This window comes from Pseudomonas atagonensis (assembly GCF_011369485.1).
Classification (GTDB): Bacteria; Pseudomonadota; Gammaproteobacteria; order Pseudomonadales; family Pseudomonadaceae; genus Aquipseudomonas; species Aquipseudomonas atagonensis.
Map to the genome: position 1 here is coordinate 249,430 of NZ_VXCA01000012.1, position 20,750 is coordinate 270,179.

Below are 20,750 nucleotides of genomic sequence, written 5' to 3' on the forward strand. Positions count from 1 at the left end.
CGCCGCCGTGCAGCCTGACCCTCGACCTTTGCGTCACGGGTAACAGAGAATTGCCTTCAAACCAATTGATAGCCCCCTAACGAAAGGTGCATGCTAGAGGGCTCGCATCGGTCTTATATCATTCCGAATGATAGTTACCTTTGCTTCATTCGATTCGTGCCATCACACCCCGCCGAGCATCATCCGCCCATCTTCAATACATTGGCGGATGATTCCATGGAACAGTCACTCAAACATTTGCGCTTCCCCTTGGCCATGTTGGCCGTGCTGGTGATGAGCGCCTGCGGCAAGACTCCGGAGACTGCCGCCACCATGCCCGCTGCCAAAGTCAGCGTGGCCAAGGTGCTGGAACAACCGGTCAACGAGTGGGACGAATTCACCGGGCGCCTCGAAGCGCCGGAAACCGTTGAGATTCGCCCAAGGGTCTCCGGCCAGATCGACGAGGTGGCTTTCACCGAAGGCGCGCTGGTCAAGAAAGGCGACTTGCTGTTCCAGATCGATCCCCGCCCATTCCAGGCCGAAGTGCGCCGCCTCGAAGCACTGGTTGCCCAATCCCGCGCCAACGCCACCCGCAGTGAAAACGAAGCCGGTCGCGGTGAACGTCTGCGTGCCAGCAACGCCATCTCCGCAGAACTGGCCGACTCGCGCACCAGCGCCGCACAAGAAGCCCGCGCCGCTGTCGGTGCCCTGCAAGCACAACTGGATCTGGCCAAACTGAACCTGAGCTTCACCCGCGTAACCGCGCCAATCAGCGGTCGCGTCAGCCGTGCGGAAATCACCGCCGGCAACCTGGTGACCGCCGACACCACCCCGTTAACCAGCGTGGTGTCTACCGACAAGGTCTACGCCTACTTTGACGCCGACGAGCGCGTATTCCTCAAATACACCCAACTGGCTCGCCAGGGTCAGCGCGGTGCGACCACTCCGGTGTACATGGGCCTGTCCAATGAAGACGGCAACCCGCACCTCGGCCAGATGAACTTCGTCGATAACCAGGTCAACCCGAAAACCGGCACCATCCGTGGTCGCGCCGTGTTCGACAACAGCGACGGCACCTACACCCCGGGCCTGTATGCACGCCTGAAACTGGTGGGCAGTGGCACCTACAACGCCATGCTGATCAATGACGAAGCGGTCGGTACCGACCTCGGCAAGAAGTTCGTGCTGGTGATGGATGCGGACAACAAAACCGCTTACCGCGCCGTCGAACTCGGTCCGAAAATCGAAGGCCTGCGCATTGTCCGCACCGGTCTGAACAAGGACGACACGATCATCGTCAAGGGTCTGCAACGGGTTCGCCCTGGCTCCCCGGTCACGCCTGAAGTGATCCCGATGGCCAGCGAGCAAACCATCGCGGCACTCGCTCAACAACGTCAAGCGCTGGAAGCCAGCAACCTGCCCAAAGTCGCACCTGCCAAAGGTGCATCGGGCTCGGTTGTGAAGCTGGCTGCTACGACCCCACGCGGTTAAGGGACGACAACTCCGATGAATTTTTCCCAATTCTTCATTTCACGGCCGATCTTCGCAGCGGTGCTGTCGCTGTTGATCCTGATCGCCGGTGCGATTTCGCTGTTCCAGCTACCGATCAGCGAATACCCGGAAGTCGTGCCGCCAACGGTGGTGGTACGCGCCAACTTCCCGGGTGCCAACCCGAAAGTCATCGGTGAAACCGTGGCCGCTCCGCTGGAGCAAGCCATCACCGGCGTCGAGAACATGTTGTACATGTCCTCGCAGTCGACCGCTGACGGCAAGATCACCCTCACCATCACCTTCGCGCTGGGCACTGACCTGGACAACGCACAGGTGCAGGTACAAAACCGGGTGACTCGTACCGAGCCGAAACTTCCCGAGGAAGTGACGCGCATCGGTATCACCGTCGACAAGGCCTCGCCCGACCTGACCATGGTTGTGCACTTGACCTCGCCGGACAAACGCTACGACATGCTCTACCTGTCCAACTACGCAATCCTCAACATCAAGGATGAGCTCGCTCGCCTCGGTGGTGTCGGTGACGTGCAGTTGTTCGGCATGGGCGATTACTCGCTGCGCGTGTGGCTCGATCCGAACAAGACTGCTTCGCGCAATCTGACGGCCACCGATGTGGTAACCGCGATCCGTGAACAGAACCGTCAGGTCGCGGCCGGTCAACTCGGTGCGCCCCCTGCTCCGAATGCCCAAAGCTTCCAGCTGTCGGTCAACACTCAGGGGCGTCTGGTCTCCGAGGAAGAGTTCGAAAACATCATTATTCGCGCAGGCGACAACGGTGAAATCACTCGCCTCAAAGACATCGCTCGCGTTGAACTGGGCTCCAGCCAATACGCTCTGCGTTCGTTGCTGAACAACCAGCCGGCGGTGGCGATCCCGATCTTCCAGCGTCCGGGCTCCAACGCCATCGATATCTCGAACGAAGTTCGCGGCAAGATGGAAGAGCTGAAGAAAGGCTTCCCGCAAGGCATGGACTACAGCATCGTCTATGACCCGACGATCTTCGTGCGTGGCTCGATCGAAGCGGTGGTTCACACCCTCTTCGAAGCACTGATCCTCGTGGTGCTGGTGGTGATCCTGTTCCTGCAAACCTGGCGCGCCTCGATCATTCCGTTGGTGGCGGTGCCGGTCTCGTTGATCGGTACGTTTGCGGTGATGCACCTGTTCGGCTTCTCGCTCAACGCCTTGTCGCTGTTCGGCCTGGTACTGGCGATCGGTATCGTGGTGGACGACGCCATCGTGGTGGTGGAGAACGTTGAACGGAACATTGAACTGGGGCTCAACCCTTTCGATGCGACCAAAAAAGCCATGGGTGAAGTGACCGGCCCGATCATTGCCACAGCGCTGGTGCTGTGTGCAGTGTTTGTCCCGGCGGCATTCATCTCGGGCCTCACCGGTCAGTTCTACAAACAGTTCGCCTTGACCATTGCGATCTCGACCGTGATCTCGGCCTTCAACTCGCTGACCCTGTCGCCAGCGCTGGCCGCCGTACTGCTGAAAAGTCATGACGCACCGAAAGACCGCTTCTCCAAGGTGCTCGACAAGATCTTCGGTGGCTGGTTGTTCCGCCCGTTCAACCGCTTCTTCGACCGTGCCAGCCATGGCTACGTCGGCACCGTGCGCCGGGTTATCCGTGGTAGCGGCATCGCTCTGTTCCTGTACGCAGGCCTGATGGTGCTGACTTTCTTCGGTTTCTCCAACACGCCGACCGGCTTCGTACCCGGCCAGGACAAGCAATACCTGGTGGCCTTCGCGCAACTGCCGGACGCCGCAAGCCTGGATCGCACCGAAGACGTGATCAAGCGCATGTCCGACCTCGCTCTGAAACAGCCAGGCGTGGAAAGCGCCGTAGCGTTCCCTGGCCTGTCGATCAACGGTTTCACCAACAGCCCGAACGCCGGCATCGTGTTCGTGACCCTGAAACCGTTCGATGAACGTAAAGACCCGAGCATGTCCGCAGGTGCAATCGCCGGTGCCTTGAACGGCCAGTACGCGAACATTCAGGAAGCCTACATGGCGATCTTCCCGCCACCGCCGGTACAAGGTCTGGGCACCATTGGTGGTTTCCGTCTGCAAATCGAAGACCGGGGCAACCTGGGCTACGACGAGCTGTACAAAGAAACCATGAACATCATCAACAAGAGCCACAGCGTGCCGGAACTGGCCGGCCTGTTCACCAGTTACACCGTGAACGTGCCGCAAGTCGATGCCGCCATCGACCGTGAAAAAGCCAAGACCCACGGCGTGGCGGTCAGCGACATCTTCGACACCCTGCAGATCTACCTGGGTTCGCTGTATGCCAACGACTTCAACCGCTTCGGGCGCACCTATCAGGTCAACGTTCAGGCCGAACAGCAGTTCCGCCTCGAATCCGACCAGATCGGTCAGCTGAAAGTACGTAACAACAAGGGCGAAATGATCCCGCTGGCGACCTTCATCAAGGTCAGCGACACCTCGGGGCCGGATCGCGTGATGCACTACAACGGCTTCATCACCGCTGAAATCAACGGTGCGGCAGCTCCGGGTTACAGCTCCGGCCAGGCGGAAAAAGCTATCGAGAAACTGCTCAAGGATGAACTTCCGAACGGCATGACCTACGAGTGGACCGACCTGACCTACCAGCAGATTCTGTCCGGCAACACCGCACTGTTCGTGTTCCCGCTCTGCGTACTGCTGGCGTTCCTGGTACTGGCGGCTCAATACGAAAGCTGGAGCCTGCCACTGGCAGTGATCCTGATCGTACCGATGACCCTGTTGTCGGCCATCACTGGCGTGATCATTTCCGGCGGCGACAACAACATCTTCACCCAGATCGGCTTGATCGTACTGGTGGGACTTGCCTGTAAGAACGCGATTCTGATCGTCGAGTTCGCCAAGGACAAACAGGAAGAAGGCCTCGATCCGCTGGCCGCCGTACTGGAAGCCTGCCGTCTGCGTCTGCGGCCGATCCTGATGACCTCGTTCGCGTTCATCATGGGTGTGGTGCCACTGGTGTTCTCCAGCGGTGCCGGTGCCGAGATGCGTCACGCCATGGGTGTGGCGGTGTTCTCCGGGATGCTCGGTGTGACCTTCTTCGGTCTGCTGCTGACGCCAGTGTTCTACGTGCTGATCCGCAACTTTGTCGAACGCAGTGAAGCCCGCAAAGCGGCCAAGGCCCTGAAATTGGAGGCGCAACAATGAGTCTGAAAGTCTTCCTGCCGAGTCTGCTGGTGCTGGCCCTCAGCGCCTGCGCCGTCGGCCCCGACTACAAGACCCCAGCCACGGAGGCGGCCAACATCACGGCCGTCACCGACGGCGCCGCCGGGCAAAAGAACTTCGACCGTTCGAAATTCGAAGGCATCTGGTGGCAGCAGTTCGACGACCCGACTCTCAACCAGTTGGTGACTCAATCGCTGCAAGGCAACCGTGAATTGCGCGTGGCATTCGCTCGCTGGAAAGCCGCCCGGGCGATCCGCGACGACGTCAGCAACGATGCGATGCCGACCATCACCAGCCGCGCCAGCAGTGATCTGGCCAAGGGTCAAATCCCAGGCCAGACCACCAAACGGGTCAACAGTGAACGCTATGACCTGGGGCTGGACATGGCCTGGGAACTGGATTTGTTCGGGCGTATCCAGCGCAATCTGGAAGCCAGCGACGCCGACCAGCAAGCCGCCGAAGCCGATCTGTATCAACTGCAAGTCACCATGATTGCCGAACTGGTCGATGCCTACGGTCAATTGCGCGGTGCCCAGCTGCGGGAAAAAATCGCCGTGGCCAACCTGAACAATCAGCAGGAGTCGCGCAAGATCACAATCAGCCTGCGTGACGCCGGCGTTGGCGATCAGCTCGACGTCGAACGTGCCGACGCGCGTCTGGCCTCGGTCGAAGCCAGCGTGCCGCAATTGCAGGCGGAACAGGTTCGGCAGAAAAACCGCATCGCCACCCTGCTGGGTGAGCGTCCGGACAAGCTGACTGTCGATTTGAGTCCCAAAGACTTGCCGGCAATCGCCAAGGCACTGCCAATCGGTAACCCGGGCGAACTGCTGCAGCGTCGTCCGGACATCCTCAGCGCCGAACGCAAACTGGCTTCTGCCACGGCGCGGATCGGTGTAGCGAAAGCCGATCTGTTCCCACGGGTCAGCCTTAGCGGTTTCCTCGGCTGGACGGCCGGCCGTGGTTCGCAGATCGGTTCCTCGGCGGCCAACGCCTGGGCGCTGGGCCCGAGCATCACCTGGGCGGCGTTCGACCTTGGCAGCGTCCGCGCCCGTTTGCGCGGCGCCGATGCCGATGCCGAAGGCGCACTGGCGACTTACGAGCAACAAGTGCTGCTGGCTCTCGAAGAGTCGGAAAACGCGTTCAGCGATTACGGCAAACGTCAGCAACGGTTGATCTCGCTGATCCGCCAGAGCGAATCGAGCCGCAAGGCTGCCGATCTCGCCGAGATTCGCTACCGCGAAGGCACCACGGACTTTCTTGTACTGCTGGACGCCCAGCGTGAACGTCTGAACGCCGAAGACAGCCAGGCTCAGGCCGAAGTCGATCTGTATCGCGGCATCGTCGCGATCTATAAAGCCCTTGGCGGCGGCTGGCAACCAGAGACGGTCGCCAGCAAATAACCTTCTATTGTTAAAGAGCTCCTTTGGTTGGCCGCAACCAACCAATTTTTTGCCCCGCGTATCATTCGGTCGCGGGGCTTTTTTGTGCCTTTTTTTCATGCTCCAGAACCGTCACCGTAGCGGTAGTGCCCGCTCGCAAGCGGTTCTTGTCGGCATAATCGCCGTCGATACCGATCCGAACCGGCACCCGTTGTGCCAGTTTCACCCAGGTGTAGCTCGGGTTGATGTTGGCCAGCAGGCGGCTGCCCGGCGCGTTCTCCCGGTCGGCGATGGCAAAGGCAATGCTCTGCACTGTGCCGCCAAAGGTTTCTCCGCTCATCAATTGAATCCGCACACGATCACCCTCCTCGATCCGTGGCAATTTGGTTTCCTCGAAGTAACCGCTGACGTAGAAGGAACCGCTGTCGACCAGCGCCAACAACGCACCACCGGCCACCGCGTAATCCCCCTCACGGGTCAACAGATTGGTGACATAGCCGCTGACCGGCGATTCGACGCGGGTGCGTTGCAGATCCAGTTCAGCTTGAGTCTGTGCGGCAATCGCCAGTTGCACATTGGCCTCGGCCAGACCGAGATTGGCCTGATTGCGTAACAAATCGGCTTGGGCCACAGCGACGTCAGTGCTGGACTTCTCCCATTCCTCACCGGAGATCGCGAAGCCCTGTTTGAGGGTGCGCCGACGCCGCTCCTCGCTTTGCCGCTGCTTGAGCAATGCCTCGCTGGCAACGATTGCGGCCTGTGATTGCCCCAGCGTTGCCTTGGCCACTTCCACCGAGCGCCGTGAATGTTCAACCGCCAGGGTGTAGCGCGCCGGGTCGATTTGCATGAGCAACTGGCCCTTGTCGACGTGCTGGTTGTCCTGCACCGCCAGACTGACGATACGCCCCGAAACGTCAGCCGACAGCGTCACCACATCGGCTCGCACCCGCGCATCGCGGGTCCACGGGGCACGGGTGTAATGTTCCCAGGCAAACCAGCCGAGCACGATGGCCAGCACCACCACGGCCAACGTCATTGATCGAGCAAGTAACACTTTCAAGGCATCAGGCTCCCATCAGCAGAATCAGCGCGGCGCAGACGCAGGCATACAAGGCACCTTCAAACAGTGCTTCATGCCAGACCAGACGCAAAACACCCAGACGGCGCAGCCCCCAATCCAGCACCATGAATATCGGTATGGCCAGCAATAAGGCCTGGGCTATGGGCGGCAAATAGACGCCGCCAATTTCGAAGTCAATGGGCAAGGGCCGGTTCTCCTTCCGGGGCGTTGCGTTGCAAGTGCTCGCCGTGGCGCTCCAGGAATGACACGACAATCAGCAGGGCCACGCGCATACGGAACACTGACCACACATGTTCATGGCTGGCGACATGCAGTTCATCCAGCGCATCACCCAATGCGTGCAGCGTGACCAGCAGCGGCTTGAATTGCACGTCCTCGCGCCCGGCGACGAAACGTCCGGTCTTGCGCAGGGCCGAGGACAGACGCTGGCTGAAAGTGTCCGTCAGCAAGGCATTGTTCTGCGCCTGCTGCCTGAGCTGGTGCATCGCCACCCCCAGTGCCACGCAAGCCAGACTGATTTCATACAGGCGCTGCATGGTGCGGTCATTCACCGCAGGTAACAGGCCCAGCATGCTGGTCAGACGATCGACCATGCGGCTCTCGAAAGCGAATTGCTCCTCATCGGTGGCCGGTCTTTTGCCCAGCTCATAGACCTGCTCGCGTGCCTCGTTGTACAACCGGCGAATGCGCCATGCCGGACGGAACGGGAAAATCCATGCGTAGACGATCAGCGCCAGCATCGCCGCGCTGACGTAGGCACCGGCGAACTCGAACCACTGAATGGCCGTGTTTTGCCCCGTGCCGGCGTTCTGCGGGCCGAGCATCAGAAAACTCGACAACCCGAGTCCCATGCCGATACCTGCGGTTGCCGGGCTCGCCAGCCCCACCGCGATAACGTAAAGCAACGGAGCAATGATCAACGCCAGCAACTCGAAATCACTGATTGCCGGCACCAGCATGAATTGGTACAGCGCCGAAACCAGCAGCGCCAGGCCCAGCCCCCGCGCGTAGCTCTGAGCCGCCATCAAGGGCCTTGGAAACGTAGCCATCAGCGAACACAGAATCCCCACCAGAATCATCCCGCCACGCGCGCCGTCCCACGCGGTTTCAATCCAGATCAGCCCGGCAACCAGCAATGCGGTAAAAGCACGGATGGCGTTCATCGAGGCCAATGTGAAATCCAGATGCAAAGGGCTGGTCTGCCCGCGATAAAGGCAACTGGCTTCACGCCCGTCCTGAATCGCTTCGCTCAATTCCAGAATCTGCTCCAGTTGCTGTAACAGCCGCGCCTGTTCCCAGCGCAAGGCCCACGCCAGTGAACGCAAGGTGGCGCTCATGTCTTCGGTCAGTTGCTCAGCCTTGTAAGCCAAGGCCTCGAACTGTTGCTGCAGCGTGACAAAGTGATACCGCGATTCGGCGGGCAGTGAACGCCCCTGCTGCGCCAGTTGATCAAGCAGCGCCAGTTCTTCAGCGCGCAGACGCTGGACTTCCAGCGGCAGATCGCCCTCCCAGCGTTCCGTCAACAATTCGCGCTGGTGGCGTAAAGCGGTCAGCCGTGACGTCAGCAACATCAGTTGATTGCCCAACATCAACACCAGGTTGTTGGCACTGCGTAAACGTGGCGCATCGAAATACAGATGGCGGCGCAAACCTTCAAGCGCGCTGATCTCGCCGAGCAACTGCATTTGCCGGCGCTGGAATTCGGCATCGCTTTCTTCGGTGCGAATCACTGCAGCGGCGTGGCTGGCGACCAGTTTGATGACCTGATCGACTTTGGCGAAGTAGCCTTTGGCGACGGCTTCGGGCCGTGCGGTCAGCAGGCTCACGACACACACGCAGGCCACGGCCAGCAACGTTTCGGTCACGCGGGTTACCGCAAGAAGAAAGGTGCCGTCCTGATCCGGAATCGCCAGCAACGCGACCACTACGGCGGTGTACCCGCTGAGCACAAAGGCCTGGGAGCTGGTGTAACGCAACAACGTACCGCCCGCCGTGCACAGCGCCAGCCACAAGGCCAGCGTGGTTATGAACGGCAATGGCGCCTGCGGGAAAATCGCCATGATCAGCACCGCCACGGCGGCGCCCAGCGTGGTACCGATTACTTGGCCAAAGCTGCGTGCCAGCGCCATCCCGGCAAGCGGCTGGCTGACAATCACCACAGCCATGATCGACCACTTGGGCTGGTCCAGATCGAATAAAAACGCCAAGTAAAGCGTCAGCAGCCCGGCCGCAATGGTGCGCAAGGCAAACAGCAGCACTGCCTGACCGGGATGGATGACCGCTTTGAAATAATTGAGCAGGGATTGCATGGGTACACTCGTCGAAGCAACTCCTGCAAGCGTAGACACTGCAATCAAAGCCTGACGGTTCACAATTTCGACGCGTGTTGTAGGGCGATTCGCATACCGGGTTTGACTCCCGGCCCGAGCTGACCGAAGCTTGCCGCTCTGCTCAAGTACGCCTGTTTTCGGAAATCTGCATGCCTCAGTCTCGCCGCTACTTGCTCATCAGCCTGGGTCTTGTGCTCATTGTCGTCGTTGCGTGGTTGTCGCTGCGCAGCACCACGCCCGTGGTGCCAGACGCGATCCGGCACGGTTACAGCGAAGCACTCGACGCCGCCCGCAAAGGTCAACCGGGCGCGGCGCGGCAGCTTTATCAGCAATTGGGGCGGCCGGATATTTCGGTCAAACGGCGCGTCTGGCTGCATGGCGAACTCCCCAATTATCCGAGCCCGCAGGCGCTGAAGCTTGCCGACGCGGATTTGCAGAATGAGGCACCCGAGGTGCGTCTGGCGGCGATCAAAAGTGTGGTTGGCCTGGTGCCCGGCGGACAACGCAGCCTGTTGTTGGGGCCGATGCTTGAAGATGCCGATCAAAACGTGCGTTTTGCCGCAATCAATGCCCTGCTCGGTTTGACCCCGGATGAGCTGGGCCTGTATTTCGCCCCGTTGCAGCAAGCCATCGACGGCTGGGAGCAGGCGCTCAAAAGCCAACCCGAGAGCGCCGCCACCTACGCGCAATTGGCGCGTCTCTACATTCATAACGTCGAACTCAAAGAAGCGCAGGTCGCGCTGGACAATACGTTGCGCCTGGAACCGGGCAATCTGCCTGCGCTGGTGATGCAGATCGATGTGCTCGACCGTCAGGGGCAGACCGATGCAGCCCGGCAACTGCTCGCCCAGCAACTCAAGGCCCAGCCGGATTCGGCGTATCTTCAGCACGCCCTCGGCCTCTGGCTGCTGCACCACGGCCAGCGCGAATACGCCCTGCTCGGTCTTTCGAAAGCGGTCGAGCTTGAACCGGACAACAAGGATTACCGCTATGACCTCGCGACCACCCTGCATGAAGCCGAGGAGCTGGACGCCGCGCAAAACCAGCTGCAGGAAATCGTCCAGCGCCACCCGGCCGACCGCAAGGCGCGGGTGTTGCTGATCAATTACTGGAAAGAAAGCGGCCAGTTGCAGAATGTGCAGATTCTGCTGGCTCAACTTGAACAATTGAATCCGGACGACCCGGCCCTGCAACAGGGGCTTTGAGCGCCCCTTCACGTCTCGGCGAACAAAAATCGGAACCGCCGTCTCGGCAAAAGGTCAAGTGATCAGGCAGCCCGAAATCGTGCGAGCCGCCTCGCTTCCCCTAGTCATGAGAGGGCATTCTTTGTCTACATCCAACGAGTTCATCAGTGCGAAAGCTGCCACCGGCATCGAAGGCCTGGACGATATCCTTGCCGGCGGTCTGTCACGCGGCCATGTGTTTTTGCTTGAGGGCGAACCCGGCACCGGCAAAACCACCGCTGCTTTGCATTTTCTTTTAGCCGGCTCCCGTGCCGGCGAACGCTCGTTGTACATCACGCTGTCGGAAACCGAGCGTGAATTGCGCCAGGGAGCGCGCTCCCATGGCTGGGAGCTGGACGAAAACATCCATATTTTCGAGCTGACGCCGCCGGAAAGTCTGCTCAATGCCGAGCACCAGCAAAGTCTGTTGTACTCCTCCGACCTGGAGCTGGGCGAAGCGACCAAGCAGATTTTCGAGGTGGTCGAGCGCTTCAAACCGACCCGCGTCGTGCTCGACAGCCTCTCGGAGATACGCTTGCTGGCGCAGAGTTCGTTGCGCTATCGCCGGCAGATTCTGGCGATCAAACACTATTTCGTGCGCTACGACGCCACGGTGTTGCTGCTGGATGACCTGACCACCGAATCCCTCGACAAGACCGTACACAGCGTGGCCCACGGGGTGATTCGTCTTGAAGAGTTGACGCCCAATTACGGCGCCGAGCGTCGTCGGATCCGCGTCGTCAAATATCGCGGGCAGAAGTATCGCGGCGGTTATCACGACTTCACCATCATGGGCGACGGCTTGCATGTTTTCCCGCGTCTGGTCGCCGCCGAACATCGTGGCGATTATCCGCGTCAGCAATTGAGCAGCGGCATCAAGGAAATGGATGCCTTGCTCGGCGGCGGCATCGAAACCGGTTCCAGCACATTGATTCTTGGCCCGGCCGGTACTGGCAAATCGTTGATTTCGCTTATTTTCGCCGCTGCTGCTGTACAACGCGGCGAAAAAGCCGCGCTGTTCATTTTTGATGAAGAACTGGAATTGCTGTTCGACCGGATGATGAACATCGGTATTGACTTGCGGGCATTGCGTGCGACCGGCAATCTGCTGATCGAACAGGTCGATGCCGCCGAACTGTCGCCGGGTGAGTTCTCCCATCGAGTGCGCCGTTGCGTCGATGACGGCAACATCAAAACCGTAGTGATCGACAGTATCAACGGCTATCAGGCAGCGATGCCGGAAGAAAACGCGCTAGTGCTGCACATGCACGAACTGCTGCTGTACCTGAACCGCAAAGGCGCGGCGACCTTCATGACCGTCGCCCAGCATGGCCTGGTCGGCGATATGCAAGCGCCGGTCGATATCACTTACCTGGCCGACACGGTGGTTCTGTTGCGTTACTTTGAAGCCCTCGGCAAAGTCCGTCGGGCCATTTCGATCATCAAAAAACGCACCGGCAGCCACGAATCGACCATTCGCGAATACCGCATTGCGTCCAACGGCATGACCATCGGCGAACCGCTCGAAGCGTTCCAGGGCGTGCTTCGCGGCGTTCCTACCTACCTCGGCGCGAGTAACCCGCTGCTCAAGGAAGAAACCTTGTGACGGTCATCGTGCCGCTGTCCGAACGGGCGCTGATTCTTGCGCCCCTGGGACGTGACAGCCAGATTGCACTGATGATTCTCAATGAAGCCGGCTACGGCGGTGTGATTGCTGCGGATCTGGGTACGTTGTGCAGCGAACTGGATCCCGGTGCCGGGCTGTTGCTGATTGCCGCTGAAGCCCTGCGCGGCCCCGATCTGGAAACCTTGCTGCTGCATCTTGAGCAGCAACCAGCGTGGTCGGACTTGCCGATTGTGCTGCTGACCCATCACGGTGGTTCGGAGCAAGGCCCCTCCTCGCGCCTCAGTGATCTGCTGGGCAATGTGACCTTCCTTGAGCGCCCGTTCCATCCGGCAACGCTGGTCAGTCTGGTGTCGGCAGCCATGCGCGGGCGGCGACGACAATATGAAGCCCGCGATCGTCTGATCGACTTGAGTGAAAGCGAGCGCCGGCTGCAATCGACCTTGGAAACCCTTGAGCAACAGGTCGAGGAACGTACCGCGCAGCTTCGTCACAACGAAGAAGCCCTGCGCCAGTCGCAGAAAATGGAAGCGGTCGGGCAACTCACCGGGGGTATCGCGCATGACTTCAACAACATGCTGACCGGCATCATCGGCAGCCTGGAGTTGTTGCGTCGGCGTCTGGCCCGCGGCCGAACTGACGACCTCGATAGTCTGATCGACCTGGGCGTGACCTCAGCCAACCGCGCTGCCGGCCTCACCCATCGCTTGTTGGCGTTTTCGCGCCGGCAGTCTCTCGATTCAAAAGCCGTACAGATGAACGAGTTGGTGCAATCGATGGGCGAGCTGTTGCAGCGCAGCCTCAACGAAAGCATCCAGCTCGACATGCGTCTGGACGAAGAGTTATGGATCGCCGAAGCCGATCCCAATCAACTGGAAAGCGCCCTGCTCAATCTGGTGCTCAATGCCCGCGATGCCATGCCTGATGGCGGCAAACTGGTGGTCGAAACCCGTAACCAGGCACTGAACCGAGAGTTTACCGAGGCTTACAGCAACCTTGAACCCGGCGATTATGTCGTGCTCAGCGTCACCGACAACGGCAGCGGTATGCCGCAGAGCGTGATCAGCCGCGCGTTCGATCCGTTCTTCACCACCAAACCGATTGGCCAGGGCACCGGTTTGGGTCTGTCGATGATTTATGGGTTCAGTAAGCAATCGGGTGGTCACGTCTCGATCGATAGCGAAATCGATCAGGGCACCACGGTCAACCTCTACCTGCCGCGCTTCCGTGGCGAAGAACTCGCCGCACCTGACTCTGATATCCACCATGCTCCGGACGCACTGGACGGCGAAACTGTGCTGATTGTCGAAGACGACCCCGCCGTACGCGTGTTGGTCAGCGCCGTGCTCGGTGAGTTGGGGTATGCGTTTGTCGAGGCAGCCGATGCAGACGGCGCGGTGCCGATTCTCAACTCGACGCAACGCATCGATTTGCTGATCAGCGACGTCGGCCTGCCGGGCATGAACGGTCGGCAATTGGCAGAAATTGGCCGGCAGTACCGACCAGGTTTGAAAGTGTTATTCATCACCGGTTATGCCGAGCACGCAGCGGTGCGTGGCGGTTTTCTAGACCCGGGCATGCAGATGATCACCAAGCCCTTCACCTTCGATCTGTTGACCGCCAAGGTGCGCGAGATGATCAGAATCTGATACGCAACGTAGTGCAGGATCTACCGCGCCAAGCGGTAGATCCGGCTCCTGCGTTCAGGCCAGAAGCTCCTGAATCTTTTCCTGCAACACATCCAGATCGAACGGTTTTTCCAGAATCGGCGCCTTCTGCGTGATCGGGCTGCCGGTTTCGCGGATTTCCTGCGGGTAGCCGCTGATGAAAATCACTTTGAGGTCGGGGCGCAGCTTTACCGCAGGTTCAGCGATCTGCACGCCGGAGATACCGCCGGGCAGGCGAAAGTCCGTGATCAACATGTCCAGATGCGGTTTGCTCGCGAGGATTTCGAACGCCTGCTCGCCGTTTTCGGCCTGCAACACGCGATACCCCTGCCCTGACAAATAATCGGTCAGGACCATCAAGATAACCGGTTCGTCCTCGACGACGAGTACTACATCTTGTGCATCTACGCTCATGGGAAGCCTTTGTTCGGTCAATAGCTGCTGATACGACCGTGCGGTCACTCAGAGGTTGCGTCGGATTTGCCGTTTTCCTGGATCGGCAGACAAACGCGAAACAGGGCGCCTTCGTTGATTTCACTCTCGACGACGATGGAGCCGCCATGGGCGGCGACGATCTGCTCGGAAATGAACAGACCCAGTCCGAGGCCGGCCACTACCGTCTTGGCGGAGACCCGTTCGAACTGCTGAAAAATACGCTTCTGGTTCTCCTGACTGATACCGATACCGCGATCCTGAACCTCGACACGCGCCTCATCACCTTCACGGTAAACGCGCACCTGAATCGGACTGCGACCGCCGTAACGCAGGGCGTTGGTCAGCAGGTTCGACACCACTTGCTCGATACGGAACTCGTCCCATAGCCCTTCCACGGGTTCCGGCGCGGTGAAACTGACCTCGGTTTCGGCCGCCTCAATTTGCTGCCCAAAGTTCTGCAACAGATTGCTCACCAGTTGCGCAAGATCGAAGCGGCTCGGGCGGATCGACAGCTTGCCGGTGCGGATACGCGACACGTCGAGCATGTCTTCGATCAGACGGATCAGGCTTTTGATCTGGCGTTCGTCGCGATCGACCATCGCGTGCATCTTGTCGAGGGTAAACGCTGAAGCGTTGTCCCGCGCCAGGTGCATCTTGCGCAACTGGGTTTCGAGTATCAGCCCGTTCAACGGCGTGCGCACTTCGTGGGCGACGATTGACATGAAGTCGTCACGCATCCGCACCGCTTGCTCCAGTTCGAGTTGAGTACTTTGCAATTGTTGCAGCAGCGCTTCCTGTTCGCGGCGGCTCTGCTCCAGCGCTTCGACTTGCTGTTTCATCGCCTTGCTTTGGCGGTACAGGTCGACGAAGACATTGACCTTGCTCTTCACCGCGTGGATATCCAGCGGTTTGTGCAGGAAGTCCACCGCCCCGCTCTCGTAGCCCTTGAACGCGTAGTTCAATTCACGGCCGGCGGCGCTGACAAAAATGATCGGGATGTTCTTGGTTTTTTCCGTGCCGCGCATCAACTCGGCCAGCTCGAAGCCGTTCATGCCGGGCATCTGCACGTCGAGGATGGCCATGGCAAATTCATGCTGCAACAGCAGCGACAACGCTTCGTCCGCCGACAACGCCTTATAGACGGTGCGGTCTTCGCGTTTGATCAGTGCTTCGAGTGCCAGCAGGTTTTCCGGCAGATCGTCGACGATCAGCAGTTTGGCTTGAATATTACTCAGCATGCGATTCGTTCCAGCTCGACAAGCAAACGGCCGATGCCGTGAATGGGTAGGACATGATCAGGTTGATGAACGTTCAATGCAGCCAGTGGCATGGTGGCGACCTGCGCTTCTTGCGGGTCCTGGACGATGGTCAGGCCACCCCGGCGTTTGACCTGCGCCAGTCCGCGCGCACCGTCGTGATTGGCGCCCGTCAGCAGCACCGCAGCCAGCGTATCGCGGTAAGCATCGGCGGCCGATTCGAACAGGTAATCAATCGAAGGCCGTGAGTAATGCACGCGATCCTCAAGGCTCAGGGAAAGGCTGCGATCCAGCTCCACCGACAGGTGATAGCCCGGCGTCGCGAAGTACACGGTGCCGGCGACAATATTCTGTTTGTCGAGAGCTTCTTCCACGGGCAGCAGCAGACGTCGGGCGAAGACTTCGGCCAGTTGGCTGCGGCGCTCTTCCGGCAAGTGCAACACCACGATGATTGGCAGCACGAATCCCTTGCGCAGCGCCCCGAGCAGCGATAACAGCGCCTCGACGCCACCGGCGGAAGCGCCAATCACGATGGCCTCGACTCGAGGCAAATCCACGACATCGTTCATGATTTGCGGTAAATCCGTTCTTGTTTCACCAGCGGATCGAACTGATTGGCGTAGCTGGAGAAATCCAGCGTCTCTTTGCTGCCAAGCACCAGAAAACCACGGTGGCACAGCGACTCATGAAACAGCCCGAAAGCGCGGTCCTGCAGCTTCTTGTTGAAATAGATCAGCACGTTGCGGCAGGAAATCAGCTGGGTTTCAGAAAACACGCTGTCGGTCGCCAGACTGTGATCGGCGAAGGTCACGTTCTCGCACAGACTCTTGTCGAAAATCGCGTAGCCATACGCTGCAGTGTAGTAGTCGGCGAAAGAGCGCTGCCCGCCAGCCTGCTGGTAATTGGCGGTGTAGGCGCGGACATTTTCCATGGAGAAAATGCCCTGCTTGGCCTTGTCCAGCGAGCGTGGGTTGATGTCGGTGGCGTAGATGATCGTGCGGTCGAGCAGGCCTTCTTCGCGCAGCAGAATCGCCATCGAATAGACCTCCTCACCGGTGCTGCACCCGGCGATCCAGATCTTGATCGACGGATAGGTTCTGAGCAGCGGCACCACTTCCTGACGAATCGCCAGAAAATGCGACGGATCACGAAACATCTCGCTGACCGGAATCGTCAGCAGTTGCAGCAATTGCATGAACGCGGTCGGGTCATGCAGGACTTTTTCCTGCAATGCCGAAATCGTCGCGCACTCGAACTGACTCAGGGCATGTTGCACCCGGCGCTTGATCGAAGCGCCGGAGTAATCGCGAAAATCGTAGCTGTATTTGAGGTAGATGGCCTCGATCAGCAAACGTAATTCGATTTCGCTGTTTCGCTCGACAGGATCACTGCGTTCCACTAAATCCGTTCCATTTTCGGTAACCACACGCGAATCAGCGAGAACAGTCGATCCAGGTCGATGGGCTTGGCCAGGTAATCATTGGCGCCCGCCTGCAGGCAGCGCTCCTGATCGTCCTTCATGGCTTTGGCTGTCACGGCGATGATCGGCAGCTTGCGCCAGCGCGGATCCTTGCGGATTTCAATGGTGGCTTCAAAACCGTCCATTTCCGGCATCATCACGTCCATCAGTACCAGGTCGATGTCCTCGACTTCATTCAATCTTTCAATCGCTTCACGGCCGTTACGACCGATGACCACGACTGCGCCTTTGTGCTCCAGGGCGCTGGTCAGGGCGAAGATGTTGCGTACATCGTCGTCCACCAGCAGCACTTTGCGACCCTCGAAGACCTTGTCGCGACTGCGCGCGGTCTTGAGCATCTTCTGCCGTTCATGGGACAACTGCGATTCGACTTTGTGCAGAAAGAGTGTGACCTCGTCCAGCAAACGCTCTGGCGAGCGTGCGCCCTTGATGATGATCGAGCGCGAATACTTGCGCAGATCGGCTTCTTCGTCGCGGGTCAGGTTGCGCCCGGTGTAAACGATTACCGGCGGGAACGAGCAGATGTCCTCGGTGGACATGCGTTTGAGCAGCTCATTGCCGAGCATGTCCGGCAGCTTGAGGTCGATGACCATGCAGTCGTAAATCGTCGTGCGCAGTTTTTCCAACGCATCCTGAGCCAGGCCCACGGCGGTGATTTCAATGTCGTCATCGCCGATCAGCCGGGCGATGCTCTCGCGCTGCAAATCGTCGTCTTCGACCAGCAATACGCGCTTGACCTTCTGCGTCAGTTTAGCTTCGAGACGGGCGAATACGTCCTTGAGTTCTTCGCGAGTCGTCGGCTTGACCGCATAACCAATGGCGCCCATGTGCATGGCCGCTTCGACGCGGTCTTCAACCGAAATCACGTGCACCGGAATGTGCCGGGTCTCGGCGTGTTCTTTCAGGCGTTGCAGTACGGTCAGACCGGAATGATCCGGCAGCCGCATGTCGAGCAGGATCGCGTCCGGGACAAACTCGCGCGCCAGGTCATAACCCTCGTCCGCGCCATGGGCGACCAGGCACTGATAACCGAGTTCGTGGGCCAGATCGTAAAGAATGTGGGCGAAGTTCGGTTCGTCCTCCACCACCAGAATGCAGCGGGTGGCGAACGGCGCCTTGCCGCGGTCGTCGGCAAAGCGTGGAATGACCACGGGTGCCAGCGGCGAAGCCTGTACCGGCGTCGGCGCAACCGCGACAGGCGTCGCTGCAGGCGCAGTGAAAGGCAGCGCTGCCGCTGGGGTTTCGCCCGGTTCGCTGTATTGCTGCGGCAACACCAGCGTAAACACGCTGCCCTGCCCCGGCGTGCTGCTGACGCTGATCGAACCGCCCAGCAAAGTCGCCAGATCGCGGGAAATCGACAAGCCCAGACCGGTGCCGCCGTACTTGCGGTTGGTCGTGCCATCGGCCTGGCGGAACGCTTCGAAAATGCTCTCCTGCTGATCGGCGGCGATACCGATGCCCGAGTCGCGCACAATGAAAGCAATACGATCATTCGGCTGACCGGCGATGGTCAGGCTGACGGCGCCCTTCTCGGTGAACTTTACCGCGTTGGACAGCAGGTTCTTGATCACTTGTTCCAGACGCTGACGGTCGGTGAACAGCATGGCCGGGGCATCCGGAAGCAGTTCGACGCTGAAGGTCAGTTGCTTGTCGGCCGCCAGTGGCTCGAACACGCTGCGCAAGCCATCAGCCAGACGCGCGACGCTGGAGTTTTCCGGAATAACTTCGAGCTTGCCGGCCTCGACCTTGGAGATGTCGAGAATGTCGTTGATCAGGTTGAGCAGGTCGTTGCCGGCCGAGTAGATCGATTCGGCGAACTTGACTTGCTCGGCGCTGAGGTTGTCCTGCGGGTTTTCCGCCAGCAACTTGGCCAGAATCAGCGAACTGTTCAGCGGCGTGCGCAGTTCGTGGGACATGTTGGCGAGGAATTCGGACTTGTACTTGCTCGAACGCTGCAGCTCTTCGGCGCGCTCTTCGAGTTGCACCTGGGCCTGATTGAGTTCGGTGTTCTTCAGATCCATCGCATCGCGCTGTTCGGCCAAGGTCTGAGCCTGTTCCGCCAGTTGCTCGTTGGTCTGTTCCAGTTCGACTTGCTGGGTTTCCAGATGCGCCTGGGACTCTTTGAGAATCCGCGACTGTTCTTCCAGTTCTTCGTTGGCGGTTTTCAGCTCTTCCTGCTGCACCTGCAACTCTTCGTTGAGTTGCTGGGTTTCAGCCAGCACTTCCTGCAGGCGCTGGCGGTAACGCGCGGCCTCAATAGAAGTGCCGATGTTGCCGGCGATCAGTTCCAGCAGGTCGATATCGCGGTCGTTCAACGGGCGCAGGAAGCCCAGTTCGATCACACCGTTGACGCGGTCGTCATCACTGGTCGGCACCACCAACACGCTATGCGGCAGACCTTCACCGAGACCGGAGCTGACTTTGAAGTAGTCGGACGGCACCGAATCCATGCGAATCAGCCGTGCCTGCTGGGCGACCTGGCCGACGATGCCTTCGCCGCTGTAGATCGACTGATCCTGTTCTTCCTGCTCGCGGGAGAAGCCGTAAGTCGCGACGCGTTTGAGACCGCCATGCTCTTCGCGGACATACAGCGCCGCCACGGCTGTGCCGAGGTATTGCGCGCAGAATTGCAGGATATTGCGGCCCAGCAGGTTGAGCGTCAGTTGCCCCAGCACTTGCTCGGCCAGTTCAGTCTGACCATTGCGCAGCCACGCCTGTTGTTCCAGACGCCCGGCGGAAGCCTGCTGTGCAGCGAGGGTCGCGCTGTAGTTGCTGGACAGATTGATCAAGTCACGGCGGCCGATATAGGCCAGCAGACCACTGATCCCTGCGATAAACAGCAGGTACAGGCTGATGCTCCAGATCGTCGTTCGGCGCACCTCTTCGTTACGCGTGGTGCGCAAAACCTGCTCGGTTTCAATGACGTCTTCGAATTGTTTACGAATCTCGTCGGTCAGGCGCTTGCCGCGTCCGGCCTTCACCGCTGCCCGGTAATCGCCGCTGGATCGCTGCAGATCGATCATTGATTGTGCGTAATTTGACCATTCGGTCTGCAAGGCTTGCAGGCGACGCAGACGATCGGTTTGCACCGGATTGTCGGCGGTCAGTTCGAGCAAGGTGTTGAGCGCGACATTGATTCGCGGCTTGGCCGTTTCGTACGGATCGAGGAAATGCTCGTCGCCGCTGAGCAGAAAACCGCGCATGCCGGTTTCCAGGTCAACGGTCAGCTTCACCGCCTCGTTGGCGTTATTGATCACCCGGTCGGTGTGTTCCACCCACTGGATGACCGACAGCAAATACGTGATCAGCGATACGAAAAACACGGCACTGAGCGCGCCCACGCCCAGCGGCAGGCTGATGTTGCGACTCAGAAGTTTGCGAAACCGTTGTTCATCAACCGAAGTCGGAGCGGACATGGGGCAGCCTTGTCGAACTGTTGAAAACCCGAGAGTTTGCCCCAAAACGACGGCATGGATCCATTTTTCTCACACATTTGACGTCAATTTCCTACATTTGCCTGCGCCTCTGCGTGGTCAGCAGTTATCCTTGCCCGCCCGAATACGACTAATCTTTTTGTATCACTGCGGGAACT

General features: G+C 59.4%; 14 protein-coding genes. 6 read left to right on the forward strand and 8 right to left on the reverse strand.

Going from position 1 to position 20,750, the window contains the following annotated elements; translation table 11 throughout:
* The first annotated feature begins 216 nt into the window (after positions 1-216).
* The 3 genes from mexE to F2P67_RS09175 are packed head-to-tail and all read left to right on the forward strand — an operon-like array spanning position 217 to position 6,083.
* Positions 217-1,470 carry a multidrug efflux RND transporter periplasmic adaptor subunit MexE gene (gene mexE, locus F2P67_RS09165; RefSeq protein ID WP_166219619.1) on the forward strand — a complete coding sequence of 418 codons (1,254 nt, stop codon included), beginning with the start codon at positions 217-219 and terminating at the stop codon, positions 1,468-1,470.
* Positions 1,471-1,485: 15 nt separating this feature from the next.
* Entirely contained in the window at positions 1,486-4,665 is a 3,180-nt protein-coding gene (locus F2P67_RS09170) for an efflux RND transporter permease subunit (RefSeq protein WP_166219621.1), read from the forward strand.
* Entirely contained in the window at positions 4,662-6,083 is a 1,422-nt protein-coding gene (locus tag F2P67_RS09175; RefSeq protein WP_166219623.1) for an efflux transporter outer membrane subunit, read from the forward strand. The genes F2P67_RS09170 and F2P67_RS09175 overlap by 4 nt, the downstream gene beginning before the upstream one ends.
* Positions 6,084-6,144: 61 nt before the next feature.
* Here the strand turns inward: F2P67_RS09175 and F2P67_RS09180 are convergent, their stop codons facing one another.
* The 3 genes from F2P67_RS09180 to F2P67_RS09190 are packed head-to-tail and all read right to left on the reverse strand — an operon-like array spanning position 6,145 to position 9,452.
* Positions 6,145-7,122: an HlyD family secretion protein gene (locus F2P67_RS09180; protein WP_166219625.1), complete on the reverse strand. Its 978-nt coding sequence runs from the start codon at positions 7,120-7,122 to the stop codon at positions 6,145-6,147.
* A gap of 4 nt (positions 7,123-7,126) precedes the next feature.
* On the reverse strand, positions 7,127-7,327 hold the full coding sequence (locus F2P67_RS09185; RefSeq protein ID WP_166219627.1) for a DUF1656 domain-containing protein: 201 nt from the start codon (positions 7,325-7,327) through the stop codon (positions 7,127-7,129).
* A complete protein-coding gene (locus F2P67_RS09190) occupies positions 7,317-9,452 on the reverse strand; it encodes an FUSC family protein (protein WP_166219629.1) in 2,136 nt (711 codons plus the stop codon). Before F2P67_RS09190 ends, F2P67_RS09185 begins: the two co-directional genes overlap by 11 nt.
* Before the next feature lie 170 nt (positions 9,453-9,622).
* Between F2P67_RS09190 and F2P67_RS09195 the strand changes: the two genes are divergently transcribed.
* The 3 genes from F2P67_RS09195 to F2P67_RS09205 all read left to right on the forward strand — a co-directional run bounded on the left by F2P67_RS09195 (position 9,623) and on the right by F2P67_RS09205 (position 13,969).
* Complete coding sequence (locus F2P67_RS09195; protein WP_166219632.1) at positions 9,623-10,678, forward strand: tetratricopeptide repeat protein; 1,056 nt, start codon at positions 9,623-9,625, stop codon at positions 10,676-10,678.
* Positions 10,679-10,799: 121 nt separating this feature from the next.
* Complete coding sequence (locus tag F2P67_RS09200; RefSeq protein WP_166219634.1) at positions 10,800-12,302, forward strand: ATPase domain-containing protein; 1,503 nt, start codon at positions 10,800-10,802, stop codon at positions 12,300-12,302.
* Positions 12,299-13,969 (forward strand): ATP-binding protein, encoded by a 1,671-nt coding sequence (locus tag F2P67_RS09205; protein WP_166219636.1) that lies wholly within the window; start codon positions 12,299-12,301, stop codon positions 13,967-13,969. The genes F2P67_RS09200 and F2P67_RS09205 overlap by 4 nt, the downstream gene beginning before the upstream one ends.
* A 54-nt stretch (positions 13,970-14,023) precedes the next feature.
* Here the strand turns inward: F2P67_RS09205 and F2P67_RS09210 are convergent, their stop codons facing one another.
* The 5 genes from F2P67_RS09210 to F2P67_RS09230 are packed head-to-tail and all read right to left on the reverse strand — an operon-like array spanning position 14,024 to position 20,574.
* The gene (locus tag F2P67_RS09210; protein WP_007963558.1) at positions 14,024-14,401 is read right to left on the reverse strand and encodes a response regulator; all 378 of its coding nucleotides are present in this window, start codon (positions 14,399-14,401) and stop codon (positions 14,024-14,026) included.
* Between the two features lie 44 nt (positions 14,402-14,445).
* The gene (locus F2P67_RS09215; protein WP_166219638.1) at positions 14,446-15,660 is read right to left on the reverse strand and encodes a hybrid sensor histidine kinase/response regulator; all 1,215 of its coding nucleotides are present in this window, start codon (positions 15,658-15,660) and stop codon (positions 14,446-14,448) included.
* Entirely contained in the window at positions 15,654-16,247 is a 594-nt protein-coding gene (locus F2P67_RS09220; RefSeq protein WP_166219640.1) for a chemotaxis protein CheB, read from the reverse strand. The genes F2P67_RS09215 and F2P67_RS09220 overlap by 7 nt, the downstream gene beginning before the upstream one ends.
* Entirely contained in the window at positions 16,244-17,077 is an 834-nt protein-coding gene (locus tag F2P67_RS09225) for a CheR family methyltransferase (RefSeq protein ID WP_166219642.1), read from the reverse strand. Before F2P67_RS09225 ends, F2P67_RS09220 begins: the two co-directional genes overlap by 4 nt.
* The gene (locus F2P67_RS09230) at positions 17,077-20,574 is read right to left on the reverse strand and encodes a response regulator (protein ID WP_166219644.1); all 3,498 of its coding nucleotides are present in this window, start codon (positions 20,572-20,574) and stop codon (positions 17,077-17,079) included. Before F2P67_RS09230 ends, F2P67_RS09225 begins: the two co-directional genes overlap by 1 nt.
* Positions 20,575-20,750: the final 176 nt, after the last annotated feature.